Origin of the sequence: Mesobaculum littorinae, from assembly GCF_004011175.1 — a bacterium.
GTDB classification, from domain to species: domain Bacteria; phylum Pseudomonadota; class Alphaproteobacteria; order Rhodobacterales; family Rhodobacteraceae; genus Tranquillimonas; species Tranquillimonas littorinae.
On sequence record NZ_RQXX01000003.1, the window covers coordinates 512,780 to 524,717 of the forward strand.

11 protein-coding genes are annotated in these 11,938 nt (G+C 67.9%); 2 read left to right on the top strand and 9 right to left on the bottom strand.

Annotated features, from left to right (window positions below; all coding sequences use genetic code 11):
- Nucleotides 1–77 precede the first annotated feature (77 nt).
- The 4 genes from EKE94_RS11665 to pip all read right to left on the bottom strand — a co-directional run bounded on the left by EKE94_RS11665 (nucleotide 78) and on the right by pip (nucleotide 5,011).
- On the bottom strand, nucleotides 78–1,730 hold the full coding sequence (locus tag EKE94_RS11665) for an ABC transporter ATP-binding protein (RefSeq protein WP_127906770.1): 1,653 nt from the start codon (nucleotides 1,728–1,730) through the stop codon (nucleotides 78–80).
- Between the two features lie 4 nt (nucleotides 1,731–1,734).
- Complete coding sequence (locus EKE94_RS11670) at nucleotides 1,735–2,901, bottom strand: ABC transporter permease (RefSeq protein ID WP_127906771.1); 1,167 nt, start codon at nucleotides 2,899–2,901, stop codon at nucleotides 1,735–1,737.
- Nucleotides 2,898–3,893: an ABC transporter permease gene (locus EKE94_RS11675; protein WP_127906772.1), complete on the bottom strand. Its 996-nt coding sequence runs from the start codon at nucleotides 3,891–3,893 to the stop codon at nucleotides 2,898–2,900. Before EKE94_RS11675 ends, EKE94_RS11670 begins: the two co-directional genes overlap by 4 nt.
- A gap of 140 nt (nucleotides 3,894–4,033) precedes the next feature.
- Entirely contained in the window at nucleotides 4,034–5,011 is a 978-nt protein-coding gene (gene pip / locus EKE94_RS11680; protein WP_127906773.1) for a prolyl aminopeptidase, read from the bottom strand.
- Nucleotides 5,012–5,102: 91 nt separating this feature from the next.
- Here pip and ubiG point away from each other — a divergent pair, with 91 nt between their 5' ends.
- Nucleotides 5,103–5,843 (top strand): bifunctional 2-polyprenyl-6-hydroxyphenol methylase/3-demethylubiquinol 3-O-methyltransferase UbiG, encoded by a 741-nt coding sequence (ubiG, locus tag EKE94_RS11685; protein ID WP_127906774.1) that lies wholly within the window; start codon nucleotides 5,103–5,105, stop codon nucleotides 5,841–5,843.
- Here ubiG and tspO read toward each other — a convergent pair.
- The 5 genes from tspO to EKE94_RS11710 form a co-directional block, all read right to left on the bottom strand.
- Nucleotides 5,818–6,303 carry a tryptophan-rich sensory protein TspO gene (tspO, locus tag EKE94_RS11690; protein ID WP_127906775.1) on the bottom strand — a complete coding sequence of 162 codons (486 nt, stop codon included), beginning with the start codon at nucleotides 6,301–6,303 and terminating at the stop codon, nucleotides 5,818–5,820. The two genes, ubiG and tspO, sit on opposite strands and share 26 nt — an antisense overlap.
- Before the next feature lie 39 nt (nucleotides 6,304–6,342).
- Nucleotides 6,343–6,801: a DUF3237 domain-containing protein gene (locus tag EKE94_RS11695; protein ID WP_127906776.1), complete on the bottom strand. Its 459-nt coding sequence runs from the start codon at nucleotides 6,799–6,801 to the stop codon at nucleotides 6,343–6,345.
- Nucleotides 6,801–8,093 (bottom strand): TRAP transporter large permease, encoded by a 1,293-nt coding sequence (locus tag EKE94_RS11700; protein ID WP_127906777.1) that lies wholly within the window; start codon nucleotides 8,091–8,093, stop codon nucleotides 6,801–6,803. Before EKE94_RS11700 ends, EKE94_RS11695 begins: the two co-directional genes overlap by 1 nt.
- Nucleotides 8,093–8,605: a TRAP transporter small permease gene (locus EKE94_RS11705; RefSeq protein WP_127906778.1), complete on the bottom strand. Its 513-nt coding sequence runs from the start codon at nucleotides 8,603–8,605 to the stop codon at nucleotides 8,093–8,095. Before EKE94_RS11705 ends, EKE94_RS11700 begins: the two co-directional genes overlap by 1 nt.
- A 192-nt stretch (nucleotides 8,606–8,797) precedes the next feature.
- Nucleotides 8,798–9,817: a TRAP transporter substrate-binding protein gene (locus EKE94_RS11710; RefSeq protein ID WP_127906779.1), complete on the bottom strand. Its 1,020-nt coding sequence runs from the start codon at nucleotides 9,815–9,817 to the stop codon at nucleotides 8,798–8,800.
- 799 nt (nucleotides 9,818–10,616) lie between these two features.
- On the opposite strand from EKE94_RS11710, the gene EKE94_RS11715 reads away from it, so the two are divergent.
- The gene (locus tag EKE94_RS11715; RefSeq protein WP_164870901.1) at nucleotides 10,617–11,831 is read left to right on the top strand and encodes an alpha-hydroxy acid oxidase; all 1,215 of its coding nucleotides are present in this window, start codon (nucleotides 10,617–10,619) and stop codon (nucleotides 11,829–11,831) included.
- Nucleotides 11,832–11,938 lie beyond the last annotated feature (107 nt).

Below are 11,938 nucleotides of genomic sequence, written 5' to 3' on the forward strand. Positions count from 1 at the left end.
CGCGGGGTCGAAGGGGCGGTCAGGCCTAGCTTACAGCAATCCTGCCCCGGCTCCCGTTGGCGCCTACGCTTCTTGCATCACATTTTGTCGACAGCGGCGTCGCCGATGTTTCCAGCCCCGCGTTCGGCCAGCAGGTTGTTCAGCCAGTCGGGGTCCATCTCGGGCACCGACGACAGCAGAAGGTCGGTGTAGGGGTGGTGCGGGGGCGTGAACATCTGGCCCTTGGGCCCCTGTTCGACGACCGATCCGTCCTTCATCACCACGACCTCGTCGGCGATGGCGCGCACGGTGGCCAGGTCGTGGGTGATGAACATGTAGGACAGGTCCAACTCGTCCTGCAGGCGCGCCAGAAGCCGCAGGATGCCCTCGGCCACCAGCTGGTCCAGCGCGCTCGTGACCTCGTCGCAGATGATGAAGCGGGGTTCCGCGGCCAGCGCCCGGGCGATGCCCACACGCTGTTTCTGCCCGCCCGACAGTTCCGAGGGCCGGCGGTCGATGAAACGGTCCGGCTCAAGCTCGATCTCCGACAAGAGCTCGCGCACCCTCTCGCGCCGCCTGGTGCCGCGCAGACCGGTGTAGAACTGCACCGGGCGCCCGATCAGTTCGCCGATGGTCTTGCGCGGGTTCAGCGCGGTGTCGGCCATCTGGTAGATCATCTGCACCTGCCGCAGCTGTTCTTTCGAGCGTTTGCGATAGTCGCCGGGCAGAGGCTGGCCGTCGAATTCGACATACCCCTCGCGCGGGGGCAGCAGCCCGGTGATGACCCGGGCCGCGGTGGACTTGCCCGAGCCGGATTCGCCCACCACGGCCACGGTGCGGCCCTTGTGGATGTCGAAGCTGACATCGTGCAGCACGTCGATCTTGCCATAGGCCGCGGTGACCCCGCACATCGAGATCACGGGCGTGGCGTCGACGGCCGGTGCGGGCTTGGCCTCGGTCTCGAAGCTGCGCACGGCCCAGAGCGACCGGGTGTAGTCCTCTTGCGGATTGGTCAGCATCTCGCGGGTGTCGGCGGTTTCGACCTCGTCCCCGCGCAGCAGCACCTTGATGCGGTCGGCCATCTGCGCCACGACGGCAAGATCGTGGGTGATGTAGATCGCGGCGGTGTCGAAATCGGCGACGATCTTGCGGATCGCGGCCAGCACCTCGATCTGCGTGGTCACGTCGAGCGCGGTGGTCGGTTCGTCGAAGATGATGAGGTCGGGCCGGCAGGACATTGCCATCGCCGTCATGGCCCGCTGCAGCTGTCCGCCCGACACCTGGTGGGGATAGCGGAACCCGATCTCTTCGGGGTTGGGCAGGCGCAGCCGTTCGTAAAGCTCGATCGCGTCGCGCTGGCTTTCGGCCTTGCCCTGCACGCCGTGACGCACGGGCGCCTCGGTATGCTGGTCGATGATCTTGTGCGCGGGGTTGAAGCTGGAGGCCGCGGACTGCGCGACATAGGCGATGCGCTTGCCCAGCAGGTTGCGCTTGTCCTCGAGGCTCGAGTTGGTCAGCTCGATCCCGTCGAATTCGACCGACCCTTTCGAGATGCGCACGCCATCGCGGGTGAACCCCATCGCGGCCAGTCCCAGCGTGGATTTGCCCGCGCCGGATTCGCCGATCAGGCCCAGTACCTCGCCGCGGTGCAGGTCCAGGTCGATGCCGTTGACGATGGGCATCCAGGTCTCGTCGCTCTGCCCTTCCAGATGCAGGTCGCGGATCTTCAGAAGAAGCTGTCTGTCGGTCATGGCGTCAGTCCTTCAGTCCCGAGGAACGGTGCAGCATCCAGTCGACGAGGAAGTTGACCGCCAGGGTCAGCAGCGCGATCGCCCCCGCCGCCATCAGCGGCAGCGCCGCGGTCAGGGGCGAATAGCCGGCGAAGTTGATGAACTGGCTCAGGTCGCGCACCATCGTGCCCCAGTCCGCCAGCGGCGGGCGGATGCCCACGCCCAGGAACGACAGCGAGGCGATGGTCAGGAACACGAAGCAGAACCGCAACCCGAACTCGGCCAGAAGCGGGGCGGTCGCGTTGGGCAGCACCTCGCGGAAGATCAGGTAGCCCATCCTCTCGCCGCGCAGGCGCGCCGCCTCGATGTAGTCCATCACCACGATGTTGCCGGCGACGGCGCGGGCCAGCCGGTAGACGCGGGTGGAATCGATCACCGCGATGATGACGATCATGTAAAGCGTCAGCTGCCCGCCCGACGACCCCGCCCAGGCCAGCGCGATGGTCATCAGAAGCAGCGCGAAGATCAGCGAGGGGATCGCCATCAGCACGTCGACCGCGCGGCTGATGACCTGGTCCAGCCAGCCGCCGACCGTCGCCGCCAGGAACCCCAGCGTGCCGCCCAGAAGGAAAGCGAGGCAGGTGGTGGCAAAGGCGATGCCCACGGTGTTCTGCGCGCCGTAGATCAGCCGGCTCATCAGATCGCGGCCGATCTGGTCGGTGCCCAGCGGAAAGGCCGGATCGCCGCCCGTGGCGGGATTGCCGCCGGGCAGGATGTTGGCGTTGCCGACGATGGCCTCCTGCCCGTAGGGGGCGAGCCACGCCGCGAAGATCGCGACCAGAGCGTAGACGACGATCGTCAGGATGCCGAAGCTTGCCGTCAGCGGCATGTGGCGGAACGCCTTGCGGCTGCCGGCGGTGCCCACGTGGCGACCCAGCAGCCGGAAGGCGAAGGCCGAGACGGCGGCGATGACGACGCCGATGATCAGCCAGCGGAAGAACACCGCCTGGTCGACGAAGAAGAACGCGTAGACGGCATAGGCCACCAGCGCGACCAGCAGCACCCACCCCAGGGCCGAGGCAAAGCCCATGTCGCGGAAATAGGGGCGCCCGGTCCTGCGGCCCGCGAACCGGAACGCCCAGGCCGTCAGCACCAGGACGACGATCGCGGCGAAGATACCAGACCAGCTCATTTCGGGTGCCTCAGGCGGGGGTTCGACAGGATCGACAGGACATCCGCCAGCAGGTTCAGCAGGATGTAGGCGCAGGCGAAGATCAGGCAGCAGGCCTGCACCATCGGGATGTCGCGGTTCTTCACCGCATCGACGAACAGCTGACCAATGCCGGGATAGACAAAGACAACCTCGACCACGACGACGCCGGTGATCAGGTAGGCAAGGTTCAGCGCGATGACGTTGATGATGGGCGCCAGCGCATTGGGCAGCGCATGGCGCACGACGACGCGCATCGGGCTGAGCCCCTTCAGCCGTGCCATCTCGATATAGGGCGAGGCCAGCAGGTTGATGATCGCCGCCCGGGTCATCCGCATCATGTGTGCGGTGACCACCAGCGTCAGCGTCAGCGCGGGCAGCAGCGTGCGTTCAAGCCGCTGACCCAGCCCCATGTCGGCATAGATGTTCGAAATCGAAGGCAGCACCGGGTTCAGCACCGCGAGGAACAGGATCAGGATATAAGCCAGGAAGAATTCCGGGCTCGAGATCGAGCTCAGCGTCACCATGTTGACCGTCTTGTCGAACAGCGAATTGCGGTAGAGCGCCGCAAGGATGCCGAGGGTCAGGGCCAGCGGAACCGCGATGCAGGCGGTGACGGCGGCCAGGAACATGGTGTTGGCAAAGCGCGGCGCGATCTGCGACGCCACGGTCGGCAGGTTCTCGGCCGCCGTGCCGGTGAAGCTGGAGAAATTGGCCTGTGCGAAGCTCGTCCCGAGATCACCGGTCAGCGCGTTTCCAAGCCAGTGGAAATAACGCAGGACAAGAGGCTGATCGAGCCCCAGGTCGCGCCGGATCGCATTCACCGCCCCTTCGGTCGCGCCCTGTCCCAGGAAGGCCTGGGCGAAATCGCCCGGCAGCAGGTTCACGGCGACGAAGATGACGACAGATACGACGATCAGAGTCAGTATCCCGAGCAAGAGCCTCTGGGCGACGACACGCGCTACAGAGTCCAAGGGTATCCCCCTTTTCAATTTTCGTTATTAGGGCGCATTTTTAAGAGGCTGCGCGGGATTAGTAAACCGAAACCGACACCGGATGTCGCAAACGGGACATCCTGCCGGTTTGCGACACCCTGTTCCGGGCAAATGCCCAATTAGCGGGCAATACTGCGCAGGCGGTCGGTCGCGGCAACCAGCTCTCGGCTGATGCCGGGTTCGGACAGGGCGTGGCCCGCGCGGGGCACCACGATCAGGGCCGATCCCGGCCACGCCCGGTGCAGCCGATCGGCGGCGACCGGCGGGCAGATCATGTCGTAGCGGCCCTGCACGATGGTGCCGGGCACGTCGGCCAGCCGGTCCATCCGGTTCAGGATGTGGCCGTCCTCTTCGAGGAACCCGCGGTTGGTGAAATAGTGGTTCTCCAGCCGCGAAAAGGCGCGGGCGTATTCCGCCGGGCTTTCGCCACGGGGGCCGTCATTGTCGATCGAGGCCAGCGTGTTTTCCCAGCTGGCCCAGGCCCGGGCGGCGCGCGTCTCTTCGGTGACGTTGCCCGAGAACAGGCGCCGGTGGTAGGCGGCGATCAGGTCGTCGTGTTCGGCTTCGGGGACGAGGTCGGTGAACCGGCGCCAGACCTCGGGCCAGAACATGCCCGCCCCGCCGCCGTAGAACCACTGCAGCTCGGCCTCGGTCATCAGGAAGATGCCGCGCAGCACAAGGTGGCGCGCGCGGTCGGGGTGGGTCTGGGCGTAGACCAGCGACAGCGTCGCGCCCCAGCTGCCGCCGAAGACGACCCAGCGGTCGATGCCCAGCGTTTCACGTATGCGCTCGATATCCGCGACCAGGTCCCAGGTGGTGTTGTTCTCGACGCTGGCATGGGGGCGCGACCGTCCGCAGCCGCGCTGGTCGAACAGGATGATCCGCCATGCCGAGGGGTCGAAATACCGCCGCATCGCGGGCGAGCAGCCGCCGCCCGGGCCGCCGTGCAGCACGATGACGGCCGGGGCATCGGGGTTGCCGCACTGTTCGACATAAAGCCTGTGACCGTCCCCGACCTCGAGCATCCGCTGGTCGAAAGGGTCGGTCGGCGGGTAAAGAAACTGGGTTGCGCTGATTTGGCCGGTCACCTTGTCCATGATTGACCTATATAGCGGGGAAAGGCATCCGGCCATGGGGCGGGCGCAGAAAGACACGCCCGCACGTGAACCGCCAAGTGAAGGAGAGGCCATGCAGGCCAGCACGATAGATCCCGCCGAAGTTTCCAAGTTCGAGGCGATGGCGGCGGAATGGTGGGACCCGCAGGGCAAGTTCAAGCCGCTGCACATGCTGAACCCCTGCCGGCTGGATTACATCTGCCGCCAGATCGCCGCCGAGTTCGGTCGCGACCTGGGCGCGCCTGCGCCCTTTGCCGGGCTGCGCATCCTGGATATCGGCTGCGGCGGCGGGCTTCTGTCGGAACCCATGGCGCGGCTCGGGGCGGATGTCGTGGGCGCCGATGCGGCGCCGCGCAACATCCCCGTCGCGCAGGTCCATGCCGAACAATCCGGCCTGACAATCGACTACCGCCACACGACGGCCGAAGACATGGCCGCCTCGGGCGAGCAGTTCGACGCCGTGCTGAACATGGAGGTGGTCGAACACGTGGCCGACCCGCAGGCCTACCTGCGCGCCTGCCACGACCTGCTGAAGCCCGGCGGCGTGATGATCTGCTCGACCATCAACCGCAACGCCAAGAGCTTTGCCATGGCGATCGTCGGGGCCGAGTGGGTGATGCGCTGGCTGCCCAAGGGCACGCATGACTGGGCCAAGTTCATCACCCCCGATGAACTGTTCGCGCTGATCGGGCGCGCCGGGCTCGACCCGGTCGACCGCACCGGCTTCGTCTTCAATCCGCTGGGCTGGTCGTGGAGCCTGTCGGACCGCGATCTGTCGGTGAACTACGTCACGACGAGCGTTCGGAGGGCCTGAGCCCGGTGGCATGCGGGTTACGCTGCCAGATCGCGACGTTCAGCGACCCGGCGTAGAGCACCCACAGAAGGTAGGGCAGCAGCAGAACCCCCGCGAGGGTGTCGATCTGCCAGAACGCGACCATCGTCGCGGTGATCGCCAGCCCCAGGCAGCCGATCACCGCAGCCCCCGCCCGGATCATCCGGTTGCCGAAGAACACGGGCGTCCAAAGGGTGTTGAGCGCGATCTGAAGCGACCAGAGCGCCAGCGGCACGCCGATCCCGTCGCGCGCCGCGATGCGCGCGGCGGCGGCGGCCATCAGCACGTAGATCACGCTCCACGCGATGGGAAACAGCTTGTTGGGCGGGGTCCATGGCGGCTTTGACAGTTGCGCGTACCACGTGCCCGGCTTGAAGATGATGCCCGTGGCCCCCGCGGCGGCGCAGGTGGCCAGGAAGATGGGAAATGCGATCCAGTCCATGTCTGCGCAACGGGGCTGAGGCGCCCGGGTTCCCTTCCGCTACAGAACCTCGAAAATACCGATGCGCACCGCCTCCTTGTAGCGTTCGCCGGTGCCCAGGAAGATCGTGCGGTTGACCCAGGCATAGCGGGGATCGGCCGAGTGCAGGCGCGGGTGCGTGCGCATGTAATAGGCCTCGGGCGCGACGGGTTCGCCGCGCGCCAGCGCCGCCAGAACCTCGGGCGGGCCATGGCGCAGGCCGAAGTTGCGGATGTCGATCAAGGCGCCGTCGTCGGTTTCCAGCCCGTAGCGGGTATCAAGCTCGGCGTGGCTGTCGTGGACCATCTGCCAATCGGCGCCGAGGTTCAGCACCCGGCCCGAGATCCGTTCGCCCGACACGGTGCCGCCGATGATCGGGATGATGCGGTGCACGGCGCCCGAGACGGTGCCGCGTTCCATGGGCGGGCCGAGTTCGGCGTCGATCTGGCAGGTCAGGCGCAGGCGGGGAGGCTCGATCATCAGTTCATTGTCCCGGGAAGAAAGAGGGTGATGGCGGGGAATGCCACCAGCAGGATCAGCCGGAGGATGTCCGACACGATGAAGGGCAGCACGCCACGGAAGATCGTCGTCAGCTTCACCTCGCGGGCGATCGAGTTGATGACGAAGACGTTGATGCCCACGGGCGGGGTGATCAGGCCCAGCTCGGCGGTCATCACGATGATGATGCCGAACCAGATCGGGTCGAAGCCCAGCTGCGTGATCACCGGAAAGACGATGGGCACCAGCAGGATGATCATCGCCATGCTGTCGAGGATGCAGCCCGCCAGCACGAAGAACAGAAGGATCAGCGCCAGCGTGCCATGCGCCGACATGTCCATGCCGACCAGCCACTGGGTCAGCTTCTGCGGCGCGCGGGTGATGGCGAGGAAATAGCCGAAGAGCATCGCGCCGATCAGCACGGTGTAGACCGTGACCGAGGTGCGCAGCGCCTCGACCAGGCTTTCGGTGATCTCGCGCAGCCCCATGCGGCGGCGCACGACGCCGATCACCATGGTCAGGAAGGCGCCGATGGCCGCGGCCTCGGTCGGCGTGGCGATACCCGCGTAGATCACGCCGATGATCGCGACGAACAGCACGATCACCGCCCAGACGCCCGACAGCGACGACAGTGCTTCGCGCAGGTCGAAGGGTGTGCCGTCGGGCAGGCCGCGGCGGTGGGCGATCAGGATCGTCGCCATGTACATCAGCACCGCCAGGAGGCCGGGGATGATCCCCGCGATGAACAGCGCGCCGACGTCGGTTTCGGTGATGTAGGCATAGACCACCAGCACTACCGAGGGCGGGATCAGGATGCCCAGCGTGCCGCCCGCGGCCACGACGCCCGACGCGGTGTCTTCGCGGTAGCCGAAGCGCTTCATCTCGGGCATGGCGATCTTGGTCATCGTCGCCGCGGTGGCGACCGAGGATCCGCAGATCGCGGCAAAGCCCGCGCAGGCGGCGATGGTCGACAGCGCCAGGCCGCCGCGGAACTGCCCCAGCCAGGCGTTGCCCACGCGAAACAGCTCGCGGCTCATCCCCGAGTTCGTGGCGAAGACGCCCATCAGGATGAAGAACGGCACGAGGCTGAGGTTGAAGTCGGCGATCACCCGGATGGGCGAGGTGGCCAGCAGGTTCAGTGCGGGGTCGATCCCGCGAACCGCCGCGAAGCCGCCGACGCCGACAAGCCCCATGGCGACGCCGATGGGCACGCGCAGGGCGATCATGATGAAAAGGGCGACGAAGCCCGTGATGGCAAGCGCGTCTCCGGACATCAGTCGACCCTCATCTCGGCGGGATCTTCGGGATCGAGGGTGCCAAGGCCCGCGGCGATCAGGAACATCCGCACCGCGACGGTAAAGATGGAAAAGGCGGTGCCGATCCAGATCAGCGTCATCACGGGCCAGACCGGCAGCCGCAGGTCGAAGGTGGATTCGTTCGAGGCGAAGGCGCTTTCGACCCGGCCCAGCATCTTCCACGTCAGCAGGACGACAAACACCAGCAGTACCGCCCAGGCGAAGAAATCGACCCAGCGGCGGATGCGCGGTCCCACCATCTCGACGAAGAGGTCGACCTTGATGTGTGTGCCGCGATAGCCGACCGAGGCAAAGCCCCACATGATGCAGGCGCCGATCATCAGGCGCGAGATGTCGAAGGCGTCGGGCACCGGCGCAGCGAAGAGGTACCGCCCCACGGCCGAGGCCACGACCAGGAGCGTGACCGCGCCCAGAAGCAGCCCGGCGATGACCTCGACGGCCTGGCAGATGCGTTCCAAGGTTCGGATCATGCGGTGATGGTTCCTTTGTGGTGGCGGAGGCAGGGGGCGGGCGGACAGGATATGCGCGGATCAGGTGCGGACGAGCCGGGGGTGGAGGGGCCTGGCGCGGGCGGGCCCAGCGCGGGCGGACCAAGTTCCGGCGAGCCGGGGGCGGGCGCGGCGGTCGGGCCCGCCCCCGGTGTCGGCATCAGGGGGCGCCGGTCATTCGACCATGCTGTCCGCGTCGCGGATCTTCTGGACGAAGGCGTCGTAGGCGGCGTCGGCATCCTCGATCCCGGCATCCGTCACGGTCTGCTTCCATTCGTCGACCAGCGGGGCGGTCGCGTCCTTCCACTCCTGCAGCTGCGCGTCGTCGGGGGCATAGAGATCATGCCCGAGGTCGATGATCTGCTGGCGCCCCTCCGCCTCGGCATCCGCCCAGCCCGAGGCGATCTTTTCGGACCATTCGGGCGTGCAGTGGTCCATCATCACCTGCCGGTTCTCCTCGGACATCGCGTTCAGAGAATCGGTGTTGATGAGGAAGGCGAAGACAGTGACGTAAAGCGGCACGTCGAGATGCGACTGCACGAGATCCTGCGCCCCGAAGGTGAAAAGCGACCCCCAGGGCGATGCGGTGATGTCGGCGGTGCCCTTCGACAGCGCCTCGCGCATCTCGGGCGCGGGGACCTGCACGCTGGCGCCGCCCATCAGGTTGACCATCCGCGCGGTGGTGCCGTTGGCGGGGCGCACGTTCTTGCCGTCGATATCCGACGGCACCAGAAGCTGCCCCTCCTTGCCGTGCAGCGTGCCCGGATCGTGCAGGTGGACGAGGCAGACGGTCACGTCGCTCATCTCCTGCTCTGCATAGGGCTGGTACCATTCATGGAACGCACGGCTGCCCGCCTTGGCGTTGTCGATGTGAAACGGCAGCTCGCCGGCCGAGATGATCGGAAAGCGCCCGGGCTGGTAGCCGGGGTTGATGAAGCTGATGTCGACGATCCCATCGCGCGCCATGTCGTAGTGGTCGGGTGCCGCGCCCAGCTGCTGGGCGGGATAGATCTCGATCGCGATCCCGCCGCCCGAGGCCTCTTCGATCGCGTCGATCCACATCTCCATGCCGGTGGTCTGCAACGGGTGTGTGGGGGGCAGCCAATGCGACAGGGCCAGCGTGGTCTCCTGCGCCTGTGCCGCGGTGCCCAGCGCGGCGACGGATGCCGCCGCCATGAGGTGTGTCAGTTTCATCAAGTCGTTCCTCCCTTGGTGAATTCGGTCTTGTGGTTGTGTCGGGACACGCCGCCCGCGCCCCCGGCCGGCGACCGAAAGTCGCGCGGCGCCGGGGTCATGCTAGGGTGGCCGAGTGGCGCCCGGGCGGCCCGGGGCGCCCGCTGTGCGATCCCGGTCCTCCGTCCCTGCCGTGCCCCAGGGCCCCGGTGCGACAGGGCAAGGCGCGCGCCATGCCCCCCGGGCGTGGGGCCGACGAGGGCCGCCGCCGCGACGATCCCGTCGCGCGCGATTGCGATCATGGACATGGCGGTTCCTCCTCCCAAAGAAACGCATGCGGGTCGTTCGGGCCCGGACTTCGGGCGCGGCCCGGACGCCGAGGTCGATTTCGGCGTGCCGGGCGGTCCGGCGGACCGGGTCAGCCCTGACGACCGGGGTGTGACTGCGCGCGCGCAGCGCCCCCGGCGCCCGGGCTGACGGTTTCGGTGATCTTCGTCGTTTCCTCCCGCAGCCCGGTGGTGTCCGGGCTGCCTTCCCCCCTTGTCTGTATGCAGCCGGGCTCCTCCCGTCCGGCGGCGTGATGCGGGTGCTTGACCCGTGGGCGCGAAACCCCGCATGCTGGGAAAAGATCAGCATAATCGCGCGGGTGGCACAAGGGTCTTTCCGCCGCCGCTGGATATGCCCAAGGGGCGCCCGACCCCGGATCGCCAAGAGGAGGTTGGCGCATTTCTGGACGAAATGCATACATCTCGGGCAGGGTGGGGCGCCTGGCTGCGGCGTGGGGCTGCGGCGCAGGCCCCCAAGGGGAGGACGGCACGTGATGACGGTCGAGGATCGCCTTGCCCGGTGGCGCAGGCGCTATCCGCGCGTCGCGGATCTGGCACCGCGGGCCCGGCGACGGTTGCCGGGGTTCCTGCACGACTTCGTTGTCGGCGGATTGGGAGACGACCTGGCGCTGGGCGGGGCCCGGGCGGCGCTTGACGCGGTTGAAATCGTGCCGCGCTACGGGGTCGGGGCAGAGGGTCTCGACACCGGCGCGACGCTTTTCGGCGAGCGTTTCGCCGCGCCGCTGGCCATCGCGCCCATCGGCGGCGACGGGTCGATCTGGCCCGGCGCCACCCGCGCCTTTGCCCGCGCGGCCCGTGCGGCGCGGCTGCCCTACATGGCTGGCACGCTGGCCTCGCACCCTGTCGAGCAGGTCGCGGGCTGGCTGGAGCAGGGCCGCTGGTTCCAGCTTTACACGATGCCGGGCGACGACCACCGCGTCAGCCTCGACCTTCTGGCCCGTGCGGCGGCGGCGGGGGTGACCGCGGTAGCGGTCACGGTGGACGTGCCGCTGCCCGCCCGGCGGTATCGCGACATGCGCAACGGGCTGCGCATGCCGATGCGCCCGGGCCCGCGCCATATCGCGCAGGCGGCCAGCCGCCCGGCATGGCTGGCCGCCCTGGCGCGCCACGGGGTAGGCCAATTCGCCAACCTTGCACCCTATGCGGACGCCCCGGACCGCGGGTCGATCGGGGGCTTCGTGGCGCGCGAGGGGCCCGGCGCCGGCGCGGGCTGGCCGGTGCTGGCCCGGCTGCGCGACGCCTTTCCGGGGGCGATGCTGGTCAAGGGCCTGCAGCACCCTGCCGATGCCGCCAACGCGGTCGCGCTGGGATATGACGGGGTGATCGTATCGAACCATGGCGGGCGCCAGTTCGATGCCGCGCCCGCGCCCATCGACGTGCTGCCCGCGATCCGCGATGCGGTGGGGCCCGCGCCGACCCTCTTGCTGGATGGCGGGATACTTTCGGGCCTCGACATCCTGCGTGCGCAGGTCTGTGGCGCCGACGGGGTGCTGGCGGGCCGGGCGTTCATGCTGGGGCTGGCGGCGCTGGGGCAGGACGGCCCCGCCCATGTGGCCGAGACACTGATCGACGAATACCGCATCGCGCTGGGTCAGTCCGGCGCGCTGACGGGCGCTGGCGCACGGGGCATGACACACCGCCATCCCGGCCGCTGGCCCGCCCTCGCCTTCGGGGAGGAAGCGCCATGAGGGGTGACGACGCGATCGCCGGGATCCCTCGGCGCGACGGCCCTGCGGTAGGTGACGGGCGAGCCGGGGGGGCACGATCCGGGACACGCGGCGATTGCCGCTACCGG